This is a genomic window from Micromonospora sp. PTRAS2, assembly GCF_054052245.1.
Genome location: NZ_JBSWBU010000002.1, coordinates 382,279 through 396,809, shown reverse-complemented (window position 1 = coordinate 396,809; position 14,531 = coordinate 382,279). Strand labels below are relative to the sequence as shown.

Annotated in this window: 11 protein-coding genes and 3 tRNA genes; 8 read left to right on the top strand and 6 right to left on the bottom strand. The window is 74.7% G+C overall.

Translation table 11 applies throughout. The features are described from left to right. Positions 1-20 precede the first annotated feature (20 nt). The 3 genes from ACVMYR_RS07685 to ACVMYR_RS07675 all read right to left on the bottom strand — a co-directional run bounded on the left by ACVMYR_RS07685 (position 21) and on the right by ACVMYR_RS07675 (position 3,186). Positions 21-737, bottom strand: a complete 717-nt coding sequence (locus tag ACVMYR_RS07685) for an O-methyltransferase (RefSeq protein WP_091274494.1) — start codon at positions 735-737, stop codon at positions 21-23. An 86-nt stretch (positions 738-823) separates the two neighbouring features. After that, positions 824-1,690 (bottom strand): 3-methyladenine DNA glycosylase, encoded by an 867-nt coding sequence (locus ACVMYR_RS07680; protein ID WP_077936590.1) that lies wholly within the window; start codon positions 1,688-1,690, stop codon positions 824-826. Positions 1,691-1,728: 38 nt separating this feature from the next. After that, positions 1,729-3,186 carry a hypothetical protein gene (locus tag ACVMYR_RS07675; RefSeq protein ID WP_077936591.1) on the bottom strand — a complete coding sequence of 486 codons (1,458 nt, stop codon included), beginning with the start codon at positions 3,184-3,186 and terminating at the stop codon, positions 1,729-1,731. Between the two features lie 165 nt (positions 3,187-3,351). On the opposite strand from ACVMYR_RS07675, the gene ACVMYR_RS07670 reads away from it, so the two are divergent. The 4 genes from ACVMYR_RS07670 (at position 3,352) to ACVMYR_RS07655 (ending at position 4,954) form a co-directional block, all read left to right on the top strand. Continuing rightward, on the top strand, positions 3,352-4,155 hold the full coding sequence (locus tag ACVMYR_RS07670) for a fumarylacetoacetate hydrolase family protein (RefSeq protein ID WP_077936592.1): 804 nt from the start codon (positions 3,352-3,354) through the stop codon (positions 4,153-4,155). A gap of 126 nt (positions 4,156-4,281) precedes the next feature. Beyond that, positions 4,282-4,353: transfer RNA gene (locus ACVMYR_RS07665), tRNA-Gln, on the top strand. Between the two features lie 133 nt (positions 4,354-4,486). Continuing rightward, positions 4,487-4,559: transfer RNA gene (locus ACVMYR_RS07660), tRNA-Glu, on the top strand. A 322-nt stretch (positions 4,560-4,881) separates the two neighbouring features. Further along, positions 4,882-4,954 (top strand) — tRNA-Glu (locus ACVMYR_RS07655). 175 nt (positions 4,955-5,129) lie between these two features. On the opposite strand, the gene ACVMYR_RS07650 is transcribed toward ACVMYR_RS07655, so the two are convergent. After that, entirely contained in the window at positions 5,130-5,816 is a 687-nt protein-coding gene (locus ACVMYR_RS07650) for an IclR family transcriptional regulator (protein ID WP_013284529.1), read from the bottom strand. 49 nt (positions 5,817-5,865) lie between these two features. Here ACVMYR_RS07650 and leuC point away from each other — a divergent pair, with 49 nt between their 5' ends. From leuC to ACVMYR_RS07630, 4 genes are all read left to right on the top strand, one after another. Then, positions 5,866-7,308 (top strand): 3-isopropylmalate dehydratase large subunit, encoded by a 1,443-nt coding sequence (gene leuC, locus ACVMYR_RS07645; RefSeq protein ID WP_077936593.1) that lies wholly within the window; start codon positions 5,866-5,868, stop codon positions 7,306-7,308. 16 nt (positions 7,309-7,324) lie between these two features. Continuing rightward, positions 7,325-7,912: a 3-isopropylmalate dehydratase small subunit gene (gene leuD / locus ACVMYR_RS07640; protein WP_091274509.1), complete on the top strand. Its 588-nt coding sequence runs from the start codon at positions 7,325-7,327 to the stop codon at positions 7,910-7,912. A 172-nt stretch (positions 7,913-8,084) separates the two neighbouring features. Next, entirely contained in the window at positions 8,085-8,807 is a 723-nt protein-coding gene (locus tag ACVMYR_RS07635; RefSeq protein WP_396791760.1) for an HU family DNA-binding protein, read from the top strand. A 154-nt stretch (positions 8,808-8,961) separates the two neighbouring features. Continuing rightward, entirely contained in the window at positions 8,962-10,986 is a 2,025-nt protein-coding gene (locus ACVMYR_RS07630) for an endonuclease/exonuclease/phosphatase family protein (RefSeq protein WP_457121428.1), read from the top strand. A 155-nt stretch (positions 10,987-11,141) separates the two neighbouring features. Here ACVMYR_RS07630 and ACVMYR_RS07625 read toward each other — a convergent pair whose 3' ends face one another. Together ACVMYR_RS07625 and ACVMYR_RS07620 are read right to left on the bottom strand one after the other, a co-directional pair. Beyond that, positions 11,142-12,020, bottom strand: a complete 879-nt coding sequence (locus ACVMYR_RS07625) for an NUDIX hydrolase (RefSeq protein ID WP_457121427.1) — start codon at positions 12,018-12,020, stop codon at positions 11,142-11,144. A 15-nt stretch (positions 12,021-12,035) separates the two neighbouring features. Further along, complete coding sequence (locus ACVMYR_RS07620) at positions 12,036-14,516, bottom strand: RNA degradosome polyphosphate kinase (protein WP_457121426.1); 2,481 nt, start codon at positions 14,514-14,516, stop codon at positions 12,036-12,038. Between the last annotated feature and the right edge of the window lie 15 nt (positions 14,517-14,531).

The window sequence follows — 14,531 nt, the reverse complement described above, 5'->3', positions numbered from 1 at the left end:
GCGGCGCCGCCGGCCCGCCGTCAGCGGGTGTGGTGGTGCGCCGGCCCCGGCAGCAGCCAGTGGTTGAAGTCCCAGCTGAAGACCGAGGTGCAGGTCATCCGCTGGACGCCGGGCTTGAAGCCCCACAGGTCGAGCCGGCCGAGGCCGTGGGCGGCCAGCTCCGCCGCCGCCGGGTCGGTCGTCGCGAGGTCCGTGTCGTCGAGGACCACCAGGCCGGACGGGGCCAGGTACTTCGGCGCGACCCGGGCGCAGACGGTGCGGGAGGCGCCGTCGATCACCACCACGTCCCAGGGGGCCCCGTCGGCGATCGCCGTCACGTACGGGGAGTCCGCCGAACCGTCCCACCAGCCGTCGGCGCAGGGCACGTGCCGGATCTCCCCGTTGGCCGGCTGGGGGAGCTGGGCGAACCAGGCCGCGTCGTGCTCGACGGAGACGATCTCGCCGACCCGGCCGGGCCAGGCGAACCAGGACGTCGACGACCCCGAGCCGTACTCGAACACCCGCACGCCGGGGTGCAGCACCTCGTCCAGCCACCGCACGGCGGAGTAGCTGAGCCAGGGCAGCGGCCGGCCTTCGCCGTCGACGGGTGCCGCGCCCACGGACCGGTGCCAGCCCTGCCCGCGCAGGGTGGCCAGGGCCTCCAGCGACGTCCGCGCCTCGCGGCGGGAGCGCGGAATGCCGGGCGCGGTGCGCAGGATCAGGCCCCGCGCCCGCCCGGCGAGTGATCGTCTGGTCATGGTGCTCCCGTTTCCTCGGCCTCGCGCGTACAGGGAGCCAACGAACGACGAGTGCAAAAGGTGATGAAAGGTGCGAAACGGGGGTGTCAGGCCAGCGCGGCGAGCAGGCGGGCCCGCAGGCCGGCGGCCCGCTCGGCGAAGCCCCGCTGGGCGGCGGCGTACTCGGCCCGTCCCTCCGGCGTCTCCACCCGCACCGGCGGGTAGCCGAGCGCGGCGAGATCGTAGGGGCTGGCCCGCATGTCCAGGGTGCGGATCTCGCGGGCCAGCGCGAACGCGTCCGCCACCAGCTCGCTCGGCACCAGCGGCGACAGCTTGTACGCCCACTTGTACAGGTCCATGTTGGCGTGCAGGCAGCCCGGCTGCTCCAGCTCGTGCTGCCGCTCCCGCGTCGGGGTGAGCACGTTCAGCGGCCGGGCCGGCGCGGTGAAGAACCGGTACGCGTCGAAGTGGCTGCACCGCACGCCCCGCTCCTGCACGACCTCGGCGGTGCGGGCCGGGCTGAGCCGCAGCGGCCACGCGTTGTGGCGTATCTCCTCCTGGGTCTGCCGGTAGACCATCGCCCACTCGTGCATCCCGAAGCAGCCCAGGTGCGCCGGCCGGCCCGCCGTCGCCGCGAGCAGGGCACGGATCCAGCCGAGCGATTCGGCCCGCCGGGCGCGTACCGCATCGGTGTCGAGGGCGAGCCCGGCGGACGTGGCGCGGTAGTCCCGGCCGAACTCGGCCGGGTCCGCGCCGCGCAGCACGACCCCCGCGCCCGGGTGCCAACGGCGCAGCTGTGCCGGACGGTGCGAGTAGTAGGTGAAGAGGAAGTCCTCCACGGGGTGCTTGTGCCCGGCGCGGCGGCGGGCCAGGTGCGGGGCCAGCCACGCGTCGACCCGCTCCTCGTGGGCCCGCCGCCGCGCCTGCCAGTCGGCCAGGTCGAGCGGCGCGGCGGGAGCGAGGGCGGCGGTCACCCGACCAGCGTACGGCCGCCGCCCCCGCCGACCCCGCGTCAGGGCACGTCGACCCGGACCCCGGCGGAGAACACCCCGCTGCGCAGCTCCAGCTGCCTGGGCCGGTCCGTGCCGTCGACCGTGAACACCAGCGGCAGCACCAGCCGGCTGCCCGCGGCCAGGGGCTGGCCGAAGACGTCCCGCCCCTGGTTGGCCAGTCGGGTGGCGGCCTCGTCGGTGCTGACCCAGGTGCCCCCCGGCAGGTACGCCCGCTGCATCTCGCCGTGCCAGGTCTGCTGCTCGGGGGTGAGGTTGCGCACCCCGACCGTGGCCTGGCACTGCCGCCCGGCGGCCGACGACGCCGACGGGCAGGCGATCCGGTAGACGGTGAACTCCAGCGCCTGCTCCCGCAGCGGCATGCCGATCACGCCGGTGGTGCTGGTGCCCACCCACGCGCCGGTGCTCGGCTGCTTGGTGGTGTCGATCGCGGCGACCCGTCGGGTGGCCGTCAGCGTCGCGGCGAGCACCACGCCGGCCAGGACCGCGGCGGCCGCCCCCACCAGCAGCCACACCGGGGGCCTGCGGCGGCGGGCCACGGCGACCGGCGCGACCGGACGGGGCTGTCCGCCCTGGCCGGGTGCCGCCGCCGGGGCCGTGCCGGAGGACCCCGCGCCGGTGCCGGCGTAGACGGTCCCCGCACCGGCGGGCCGGTTCCCCGCACCGCCGGATCCGGTGCGCCCGCCGGTCGACGCGGCCGTGGCCCGGGCGCGGCGGTGCCGCTGCCACCACCAGAGCCCGCCGGCCGTGAGCAGGAACACCCCGGCCAGCGCGGCGAGCAGCGCCGCGGGCCGCCGCCAGGCCGGCGCGTCCGTGGCCTGGGCCACCGGGACCGGTGAGCGGTCCCAGGTCGCGGTCGCGCAGTCGTACGGCCGGTCGCCGCCGGCGGCGAAGGCGCAGGCCGGTGCGGACAGGGCGCGGCCCGGCGCGGCGGTGGTGAGCGCCGTGTGCAGGGTCGTGGTGCTGCGCGGCGGGAGCCGCAGCTGCCAGGTCACCTCCGTGGTGGTGGCCGAGCGGCTGGTCCGCCCCCCGGGCGTGACCCAGGTCGCCGACGTGCCGGGCGGCAGCTCCTGGCGCACGGTGGTGGCCACGGGCATGCTGCTGGCGTTGCGCACCTGGACCTGGTAGCCCGGGGCCGGCGTGCCGGCCGGCGTGACCGCCACCGTCACGGCGGACGGTCCGCCCCGCGTCGGCACGACCACGGACGGGGAGACCAGTGGCGGCGGCGCGGGGGCCGCGGGCGTCGCGGTGCCCGTCGGGGTCGCGGTGTCCGTCGGCGTCGGCGCCATCGTGGCCGCCGCCGCCCGCAGCGCCCCCTGTGGCGGTGCGGCTCCGGGTGCGGTGGCCGCGGGCGTGACGGGCTTCGGGGCCACCGTGGGCAGCGCCGGCACGGCGGCGAGAATGCCCAGGCAGTGCACGAACACTGCGAGGGCCCTGTGGTGTCGTCTCGATGCAGGCATACGAACGAACCTCCGGTAGCCGACGCTAGGTGCGGCTCCCCGCCGTGCGGGTACGAAGCGGCGAACCCGGCCCGCGGCGGCGGCATCCGGCGTACGCTGGCCCGCCGCGCGCCGCCGAGCGCCCGGTGCCGGTGCCGCCCGGGGCGGGCGGGCTAGATTGGCCTGGTGCGTATCGCTCGTTTCGCTCATGCCAAGGGAATGTCGTTCGGGGTCGTCGAGGGCGAACCGGGGGCGGGCCCGGAGGGCCTGACCGTCGCCGAGATCGAGGGTCACCCGTTCGGCCAGATCCAGTTCAGCGGCGCCCGGTGGGCGCTCTCCGACGTCCGGCTGCTCTCCCCGATCCTGCCCAGCAAGGTGGTCTGCGTCGGCCGTAACTACGCCGAGCACGCCGCCGAGCTGGGCAACGACGTGCCCAAGGAGCCGCTGCTGTTTCTCAAGCCGTCCACCTCCGTGATCGGGCCACGGGACGCCATCCGGCTGCCGATCTTCTCCAAGCAGGTCGAGCACGAGGCCGAGCTGGCCGTGGTGATCGGCGCGCCGGGGGCCCGCCGGGCCGACCGGGCCGCCGCCGAGCGGGCCATCTTCGGCTACACCTGCGCCAACGACGTCACCGCGCGGGACCTCCAGCGCTCCGACGGGCAGTGGACCCGGGCCAAGGGCTTCGACTCGTTCTGCCCCATCGGCCCGTGGATCACCACGGGGCTCGACGTGACCGACCTGGAGGTCCGCTGCGAGGTCGGCCGCAACCCGGACGAGATGGAGGTACGCCAGCTCGGCCGCACCCGGGACATGGTCTTCGACGTGCCAGCCCTGGTGTCGTACGTCTCGCACGTGATGACGCTGCTCCCCGGGGACGTGGTCCTCACCGGCACGCCGGCCGGGGTTAGCCCGCTCACGGAGGGGGATACGGTCACCGTGCGTATCGAGGGGATCGGGGAGCTGAGCAACCCGGTCGTCCCGGTGACCTGAGTCGTCGGGAAGCCCGAAGCCGCAGGCCAGATGCGGTTTCGGGCCCCCGATTTGGCCTGTGGGGGGCGGGAGGGTAAAGTTTCTCTCCGGTGCCGCAAGGCGCCGAACGGCACCGCGAGGTGCCAATGGGGTATGGGGTAATTGGCAGCCCGACTGATTCTGGTTCAGTTAGTCTAGGTTCGAGTCCTGGTACCCCAGCAACCGGCGTTCGTGAGAGTGTCGGTCGCTGGATCAAGTCGGAGAGCGCTCCGGCCCGCGCAAGCGGGCCAGAATGATCTCTGGTAGTTTTCAGCGGCACCGCCCGGCAGGGCGGTGGAGCAAGACAGGTTCTGGCCCCGTCGTCTAGCGGCCCAGGACGCCGCCCTCTCAAGGCGGTAGCGCGGGTTCGAATCCCGTCGGGGCTACAGGTTATCCAGCCCGTCTCACTGTGGTGAGGCGGGCTGATTTGCGTCCCAGGCTGTGTCGGCGGTCGGCCCGGTGCCGGCCTGCTTCGTGCCGAGCCTGCTCCGGTGCCGGGCCGGCTTGGTTCCGGCGTTCTGCCTCGTGCGGGCCCGCCTGTCTCGCGCCGGCCGCCCGTTCTCGTGCGGCCCGTTCTCGTGCGGGCGGCCTGTCGCGTGCCGGCCCGGGATGCCGTGGCGCGACGCGCACCCCTGTGCGCTCACCCCCGGGGCCCGTCGCTAGAATACAGCGGCACCGTCCGGCAGGGCGGTGAAGCAGGAAAGTTCTGGCCCCGTCGTCTAGCGGCCCAGGACGCCGCCCTCTCAAGGCGGTAGCGCGGGTTCGAATCCCGTCGGGGCTACACCCAGGAAGGCCCGTCTCACCCCGGTGAGCCGGGCCTTCCCCCATTCCTCCGCCCCCTGCCCCACCCCACCCACTCCGTGTCGGTGATCAAGAGATTTGCGTCAGGTTCGGTGCGACAGATGACGCAAATCTCTTGATCACCGGGGGCGAAGGGGGCGGGGTGGGTGGGTGGGTTAGAGGCCGCTCAGGCGTTGGCCGGCTCGGACCACGGCCATGGCGTGGCGTTCGCCGGGGCGGCGGCCGAGGCGTTCGATCGGGCCGGAGATGCTGATCGCGGCGATCACCCGGCCCGTGCGGTCACGGATAGGGGCCGAGACGCTCGCCACACCCGCCTCCCGCTCGGCGACGCTCTGCGCCCAGCCGCGGCGGCGCACCTCGGCGAGGGTGCGTCCGGTGAACTTCGACCGGGGCAGCAGCGGCATCACCGCCTCCGGTGGCTCCCAGGCCAGCAGGATCTGCGCCGCCGAACCGGCGGTCATCGGCAGCACCGAGCCCACCGGGACGGTGTCCCGCAGCCCGCTGGCCCGCTCGGCGGCGGCCACGCAGATCCGCTCGTCCGCGCGGCGCAGGTAGAGCTGGGCGCTCTCCCCGGTGGCGTCGCGCAGCGCGGCCAGTAGCGGCTCCGCCGCCGTCAGCAGCACGTCCGGCGCGGCGTTGGCGAGCTCACCGAGCCGGGGGCCCGGGCGCCAACGGCCCTGGGTGTCCCGGACGAGCATCCGGTGGATCTCCAGCGCCTGTGCCAGCCGGTGCGCGGTGGCCCGGGGCAGCTTGGTGCGTTCAACGAGTTCGGCCAGGCTGGCGCCGTCGACACAGGCGGCCAGGATGACCACCGCCTTGTCGAGAACGCCGACACCGCTCATACTGTGTCCCACAAGCCGAAATTTACCTCCCAGAATTTAGGATGTCCAGATGGTGGGAGACACTCGACCGAGGACCCTGGCCGAGAAGGTCTGGGACGCGCACGTCGTCCGGTCCGCCGACGGTGAACCGGACCTGCTCTACATCGACCTGCACCTGCTGCACGAGGTCACCAGCCCGCAGGCCTTCGACGGCCTGCGGCTCGCCGGCCGCCGCGTGCGCCGCACCGACCTCACGCTCGCGACCGAGGACCACAACACCCCCACGGGGTACGCCGACCCGGCGTTCTCGCAGCGGCGCGGCGACCTGCTCACGATCGCGGACCCCACCTCCCGCACCCAGATCGAGACGCTGCGCCGCAACTGCGCCGAGTTCGGCGTGCGGCTGCACCCGCTCGGCGACGCCAACCAGGGCATCGTGCACGTCATCGGCCCGCAGCTCGGCGTCACCCAGCCCGGCATGACGATCGTCTGTGGCGATTCCCACACCGCCACCCACGGCGCCTTCGGCGCGCTCGCGTTCGGCATCGGCACCAGCGAGGTCGAGCACGTGCTGGCCACCCAGACGCTGCCGCAGGCCCGCCCGAAGACGATGGCCGTGAACGTCACCGGCCAGCTCGGCCCCGGCGTCACCGCCAAGGACCTGGTGCTCGCCCTCATCGCCCAGGTCGGCACCGGCGGTGGCCGCGGCCACATCGTGGAGTACCGGGGCGAGGCGATCCGCGCGCTCTCCATGGAGGGGCGGATGACCGTCGCCAACATGTCGATCGAGTGGGGCGCCAAGGCCGGCATGATCGCGCCGGACGAGACCACCTTCGCGTACCTCAAGGGGCGGCCGAACGCGCCCCAGGGGGCCGACTGGGACGCGGCGGTGGAGTACTGGCGGAGCCTGCCCACCGACGAGGGCGCGACGTTCGACGCCGAGGTGACCCTCGACGCGAGCCGGATCACGCCGTTCGTCACCTGGGGCACGAACCCGGGCCAGGGTGCGCCGCTGGGCGCGGCAGTCCCCGACCCGGAGGAGTTCGCCGGCGAGTCCGAGCGGGCCGCCGCCCGCCGCGCGCTGGAGTACATGGACCTCACCCCCGGAACTCCGCTGCGCGACCTCTCCGTCGACGTGGTCTTCGTCGGCTCCTGCACCAACGGCCGCCTGGAGGACCTCCGCGCCGCCGCCGACGTGCTGCGCGGACACACGGTCGCCGACGGCGTACGGATGCTCGTGGTGCCCGGCTCGGCCGCCGTCCGGGAGGCCGCCGAGGCCGAGGGGCTGGACAAGGTCTTCACCGACGCCGGGGCCGAGTGGCGGTTCGCCGGCTGCTCGATGTGCCTGGGCATGAACCCGGACACGCTCGCCCCGGGTGAGCGTTCCGCCTCGACCTCCAACCGCAACTTCGAGGGCCGCCAGGGCCGGGGCGGACGCACCCACCTGGTGTCGCCGCCGGTCGCCGCCGCCACCGCCGTGGTCGGCCGGCTCGCCGCCCCCGCAGACCTGTAGAAGGGCAGCCGCACAGATGGACAAGTTCACCGTGCACACCGGCACCGCCGTGCCGCTGCGCCGTTCCAACGTGGACACGGATCAGATCATCCCCGCCGTGTACCTCAAGCGGGTGACCCGGACGGGATTCGCCGACGGGCTCTTCAACGCGTGGCGGGAGGACCCTTCATTCGTGTTGAACGATGCCGCGTATTCGGGTGCGTCGATTCTTGTGGCGGGCCCGGAGTTCGGCACGGGGTCTTCCCGGGAGCACGCCGTGTGGGCGCTGCGCGACTGGGGGTTCAAGGCGGTGGTCTCGCCCCGGTTCGGCGACATCTTCCGCGGCAATGCCCTCAAGGAGGGTCTGCTGCCGGTCGAGTTGGAATTGCGGGCCGTCGAGGAGTTGTGGTCCCTCGTCGAGTCCGACCCGACCACCCCGGTCACCGTCGACCTGGCGTCCCGTGAGGTCCGGGCCGGGGACGCCACCTGGTCCTTCCCCCTCGACGACTTCAGCCGCTGGCGGCTGATGGAGGGGTTGGATGACATTGGACTCACTCTTCGGCACGAGCCCGACATCACCTCCTACGAGCGCGGCCGGAGGCCGTTCCTGCCCTCCGTGGCATAGCCGTACGCCCGATCCCGCATCGGTTTCCGCCCCCACCGGCCTCGCCGGTGGGGGCGAATCCGTTACGACACAAGGGCTTTTTTCCACCGAATGTTTGTGTCCAGGCAGCACAGGGCATACCGTGCGCGCAGAATGGCTCGCGTCGAGTCAGTTGCACAATCGGGAGGAAGTCGTGAACAAGGCCGAGCTCATCGAGGCGCTCGCCGTTCGCCTGGGGGACCGGAAGACGGCGACGGCCGCGCTCGACGCGGTCCTCGCTGAGGTCCAGGCGGCGGTCACCAAGGGCGAGAAGGTGGCGATCACCGGATTCGGAGCGTTCGAGAAGCGCGTCCGGGGTGCGCGAACAGCGCGCAACCCGCGTACCGGCGAGGCGGTGAAGGTCAAGAAGACATCCGTCCCGACCTTCCGGGCCGGCGCCGGTTTCAAGGAGATGGTGGCCAGCGGGAAGGTGCCGAAGGCCACGGTGGCGGCGAAGAAGACCGCCACGGCCGCCACCAAGGCGACGACCGCCAAGGCCACCACGGCCAAGGCGGCCGGGACCAAGGCCACCACGGCCAAGGCCACCACCGCGAAGGCGGCCGGTGCCAAGGCCACCGGGGCGAAGGCCACCGCGGCCAAGGCGGCCGGGGCCAAGGCGACGGGGGCGAAGGCCACCACCGCGAAGGCCACCACCGCGACGAAGAAGGCCGCCCCGGCGAAGGCGACCAAGACGACGGCGGCCAAGACCGCCACCAAGAAGGCCGCCCCGGCGAAGAAGTCGGCGGCGGCGACCAAGTCGACCGCGGCGAAGAAGACCACCACGGCGGCGGCCAAGAGCACCACGGCCAAGAGCACGGCGGCCAAGAAGGCGCCGGCGAAGAAGTCCCCGGCCAAGAAGGCGGCCACCAAGCGCTGACCGGCCGGCACCGTCCCGCGGGGCGCCCACCCGAACGGTGGGCGCCCCGCGGTGTGCGTGGGCCGGACAGCCCGCGCCGTCCCCACCGTTGACCGGCGGCGTGCCCCGCGCGGAGAATCGCCGAACCCCTCAAACGGTCGGCGAAAGGCAGCCCGTGCGCTACCGCCACCTCAGCACCGCCGCGCTCGCCCTCGGCATCGTCGTGCTCACCGACGTGCTGCGGGTCTTCCTCCCGTCGGTCATCACCATCTTCGGGCAGGCCGCCACCACCCCCGCCGAGCTGCTCGGCGCGTTCGCGCTGGGCTGGTTCGTGCTCGCGCTCGCGTTCCCTCCGCTGGTCCGCCGGCTCGGGGCGCGGCCCGTCACGCTCGCCGCCGCCGTCGCGCTGGGCGGCGCGCGGCTCGCCCTCACCGCCGGAACAGGCGGCCGTACGCAGCTCTGGCTGGCCACCGTCGGCCTCCTCGCCGGACTGCTCTGGCTGGCCGGCACCGCCGCCACCACGGGCCGGCCGGTGCCGGGGCTGGCGCTGGGCATCGCCCTCGGCGCGGTCGTGCACGCGGTGCTCGGCACGTACGACCTGGTCTGGCGGGGTGGCCCGGTCGGGTGGGCAGGGAGCGTGGCCCTCGTGGCGGTGTTCCTGGTCGCCGCGGCCCGTCCCGCGCGGCCGGCGGAACCGGGCGCGGCCCGCGTGTGGCTGCTCGCCGGCCCGGCGTTGCTGCTGACCGGCCTCGTGGCGCTCTCCCCGGCGGTGGCCGCGACGGCCGCCTCCTACTGGCGCGGCCCCGGCGGCGGGCTCTCCTGGCCACCGGAACCCGGCGACGTGCCCACCCTGCCGGCCTGGGCGGTCGGCATCTTCCTGCTCGCCGCGCTGGCCCGGCCGCCCCGGGGGCGCTGGCGGGTGGCCGGCCCGCTGGCGCTGGTGGTCGGCGCGGTGCTGTTCGCCACCCGCGACGCCGGGCTGCTGGGGCCGGCGGTCGTGCTGACCGCCGCCGGCACGGGCGCCTGCCTCGCCCTCGCCGCCGCCGTGCCGCCCGCCGCCGTGCCGTCCGACGCCGCGTCACCCGGTGCCGCCGTGCCGCCCGTCGTCGCCGTGCCGCCTGCCGGTGCCGTGCCGCCCGTCGTCGCCGTGCCGCCCGCCGGTGCCGCGCCGTCCGCTGTCCCGTCGGCTGCCGCCGCGTCGTCCACTCCCGGGGTCGCGCCGGGCCGGCCCGGCCTCGCGGCGGTGCTCGGCATGCTGCTCTTCGCCGTCGCCGCCGTCGGCTACTACGCCGCCTACGACCTCGGCTACCCCAACGCCGCCGTGCCGGTCGCGATGGCCGGCCTCGTCGCCGCCGTGGCCCTCGGTGGGCCCCGGCGGGCGACGTCCACGCCGCCCCGACGGTGGGTTCGGGGAACCGCCGCGGCCTGCGGCCTCGTCGTGCTCGTCGCGACGGGACTGCCGTCGGGCGCTTTCGCCCCGCTGCGGCCCGGCACGCCCCCGGCGGCGGTCCGGGTGGTGGCCTACAACATCCGGATGGGGTTCGGACTGGACGGTCGCTTCGACCCCGACGGGCTCGCCCGGGTGGTCGCGCGCGAGCGCCCCGACATCGTGGTCCTCGGCGAGGTGGACCGGGGCTGGCTGCTCAACGGTGGCCACGACACCCTCGCCCTGCTCGCGGCGCGGCTGCGCATGCCGTACGTCTTCGCGCCCGCCGCCGATCCGCTCTGGGGCGACGCGGTCCTTGGCCGGTTCCCCCTGACGGCGGCCCGCAGCGAGCGGCTGGCCGCGGTGGGCGCGCCCACCGGAGCCCAGGCGCTCGGCGTCACCGTGGACCTCGGCGGCGGCGTACGCCTCGCGGTGGTCGCCACCCACCTGCAGCCGCCGCCGGGGCGGGAGCCCGTGGCGCAGGCCCGCGCGGTGGCGGGCTTCGCCCTCCGGTACGCCGCCGGACTGCCTCTCGTGGTCGCCGGTGACCTCAACACCGAGCCGGGCGCCCCGGGCTATGCGGAGTTCACCCGTGCGGGGCTGGTGGACGCCCTCGCCTCGGCCCGGCCCCTGCCAACCAGCCCGGCGGACGAGCCGCGCGAACAGATCGACCACGTGCTGGTCTCGGCGGGCATGCGCGCCGCCGACCCGGTGGCACCCCGCAGCACCGCCAGCGACCACCTCCCGGTCGCGGTGACCCTGGCCCTGCCGTGACGCCCGTCCACCCTGCCCGCCCTAGCCCTGCCGTGACGTCCACCCTGCCCCGCCCTGGCCCTGCCGTGACGCGCCCGCCCGCTGCGTCGGGCTGCGGGTGTGGGTGGTGAGAGGGGAACCCTTCTCTACCGTATGCGTTAAGAAGGGGCCCTTCCTTACCAGCGGTCGGCGGCGAGGAGGCGGTCGGCGGCGAAGGCGAGCAGCCAGCCGCCGCCCTTTTCGGTGGTGAAGTCGCCGGCGCGGCCGGTGAGGCGTTCCAGCGCGCCGGGCAGCACCTTGCCCTGGCTGCACGCCCCGGCCGCGCCCCCGGCGGCGGCCAGCTCGGCCAGGCAGGCGGCGGCGGCCAGCGCCCGCTCGTGCGGGTCCTGGCCGGGCCGCGGCTCGTCCAGGTCACCGGTCACCTCGACCGGCAGGTCGAGCAGGGCGGCGGCCGGGTCGAGGGTCTGCACGCAGCGGCGGGCGGACGCGGACAGCAGCCGGGTCGGGCGGACCACCGCCACCAGGGGCGCGAGGGCGTGCGCCTGGGCCCAGCCGGTGGCGTCGAGCGGCCGGGCGGAGTCCGGCCCGGACCAGGTGCCGCGCTGGCCGGCCTGCGCGTGCCGGACCAGGGCCACCGTCGCGGTGACCGGCGGAAGGGCGGCGAACGCGGTCAGCACCTCGGCGTCGTGCGGGTAGCTGACCAGGCGGGCGGCCTCCCCGACGGGCAGCCAGCGGATGTCGTCGACCTCGGTGTCGGGCTGGAAGCCGCCCGTGTCGACGGCCCGCATCGACCAGTAGTCGACGACCTTCGGCCGGCCCTCGCTGCGGTAGCGCACGGTGGGCAGCCGCACCTGCGGCACCGCCCGCACGTCGGCCTCCTCGGCGACCTCCCGCACGGCGGCCAGCAGCGGGTGCTCGCCCGGCTCCAGCTTGCCCTTCGGCAGCGACCAGTCGCCGTAGCGGGGGCGGTGCACGAGGCAGACCAGCACGCCGCCATCGGCCTGCCGCCAGGCCACCCCGCCCGCCGCCCGGATCACGCGTTCCCCCTCCGGCATCCGCTCAGCCTAGGCTCATCCGGCCGTGCCGCCGACCCGGCGCAGCAGCAGGTCCTGCAGATGGGTCGGCAGGGCCTGCTCCGCGCCGGTGCGCCGGGTCCAGGAGCCGTCGCCGTGCAGCTCGAACGCCTCCACGTCGGGGCTGAACGCGGCGGTGAGCACGTGGTCCAGCTCGGCGCGGGCCACCGGGTCGCTCACCTGCACCAGCGCCTCCACCCGGCGGTCCAGGTTGCGGTGCATCAGGTCGGCCGAGCCCATCCAGAACTCGGCGGAGCCGTTGTTGCCGAAGCGGAAGATCCGGGAGTGCTCCAGGAACCGGCCGAGGATCGAGCGGACCCGGATGTTCTCCGACAGCCCCGGCACCCCGGGGCGCAGCGTGCACATGCCCCGGATCAGCAGGTCCACGTGCACCCCGGCCCGGGACGCCCGATAGAGCGCGTCGGTGACCTCCTCGTCGACCAGCGAGTTGACCTTGAACTGGACCAGCCCGGGCATGCCGAGCCGGACGTGGCTGATCTCCCGCTCGATCCGCTCGATCAGCCCCCGCCGGATGCCCTGCGGCGCCACCAGCAACCGCCGGTACGCGGTCTGCCGGCTGTAGCCGGTCAGCACGTTGAACAGGTCCGTCAGGTCCGCGCCGATCTCCGGGTCGGCGGTGAGCATGCCGAAGTCCTCGTACAGCCGGGCGGTCTTCGGGTGGTAGTTGCCGGTGCCGATGTGGCAGTACCGGCGGATCTGGTTGCCCTCCTGGCGCACGACCAGGGCGGTCTTGCAGTGCGTCTTGAGGCCGACCAGGCCGTAGACGACGTGGCAGCCCGCGCGCTCCAGGGTGCGCGCCCAGCCGATGTTGGCCACCTCGTCGAAGCGGGCCTTCAGCTCCACCAGCACCACCACCTGCTTGCCGGCGGCGGCGGCGTCGACCAGCGCGTCGACGATGGGGGAGTCCCCGCTGGTGCGGTAGAGGGTCTGCTTGATGGCCAGCACGTCCGGGTCGGCGGCGGCCTGCTCCACGAAGCGCTGCACGCTGGTCGCGAACGAGTGGTACGGGTGGTGCACCAGCACGTCGCCGTCGCGCAGGGTGGCGAAGACGCTGCGCGGCACCTCGCCCTCGGTGAGCCGGGGATGGGTGGCCGGCACGAACGGCGGGTCCTTCAGGTCGGGGCGGTCGGCGTCGCCGTAGAGCTGCCACAGCGCCGACAGGTCGAGCAGGCCGCGTACCCGCAGCACGTCGTGGCTGTCCATGTCCAGCTCGCGGACGAGCAGCTCCAGCATGTGGTCGGAGATCGAGGCGGCGACCTCCAGGCGCACGGGCGGGCCGAAGCGGCGGCGGGCCAGCTCCCGCTCCAGGGCCTGCAGGAGGTCCTCGTCGCGGTCCTCGTCGACCTCCACCTCGGCGTTGCGGGTGACGCGGAACAGGTGGCACTCGACGACCTGCATGCCGGAGAAGAGCTGCCCCAGGTGCACCGAGATCAGCTCCTCGACCGGGAGCACCCGCACCCCGGGGGACTCCCGGTCGACCCGGACGAAGCGCGGCACGTTGTTCGGCACCTTGACCCGGGCGAACAGCTCCGAGCCGCCGTCGGGGTCGCGGACCGCGACGGCCAGGTTCAGCGACCGCCCGGAGATGTACGGGAACGGGTGCGCCGGGTCGACCGCGAGCGGCGTGAGCACGGGGAAGATGTGTTCCCGGAAGTAGGTGCGCAGCCGTTCCCGCTCGGGCGCGTCCAGGTCCGTCCACCGCAGGATGCGGATGTCCTCGGCGGCGAGCTTCGGCAGCACGTCGTCGACGAAGCAGGAGGCGTGCCGGCCGACCAGCTCGGCGGTCCGCTCGCCGATCCGCTCCAGCTGGGTACGCAGCGGCAGCCGGTCCCCGCCGCGCACCGGCAGCCCGGCGGACTGGCGACGCTTCAGGCCGGCGACCCGGACCATGTAGAACTCGTCGAGGTTGCTGGCGAAGATCGCCAGGAACTTGGCCCGCTCCAGCAGCGGCGTGCGCGGGTCCTCGGCCAAGGCGAGCACCCGGGCGTTGAAGTCGAGCCAGGACAGCTCCCGGTTGAGGAACCGGTCCTCGGGCAGCGGCACCGGCGGCGCGGGCTCGTCGTCCGTCAGGGGGTCGACGTCGAGCACCTCCTCCAGCCCGGCGGACGCCGCCGCCCGACCCGGTGGGGCCGTCGTCGGGTCGGCGGCTTCCGGTGCGCCCAGGGCCGCCGCCCGTGCGCCCATGACCGCTGCCGGTTCGCCCCCGGTCGTTCCGGCGGGTTCGGCCGGTTCGGTCGTTCTGGCCGGTTCGGCCGCATCGGCCGCCTCCGGCGTGTCGCGTGGGCGGAACCGGCCGTCGGCGCCGCGCCGGTGGGACCCGTTGCGCCGGCTCGCCGGCTCGCCGGGCGCGGGTCGGTCGTCGGCGGGCGCGGGTCGGTCGTGGCCGGGCGCGGGGCCGTCGCCGGCGGGTCGGTGGTCGGCGGCCGGGCCGGTGGGGTGCTCGCGAGGGGTGCTCACCCGCTCATAATGTCC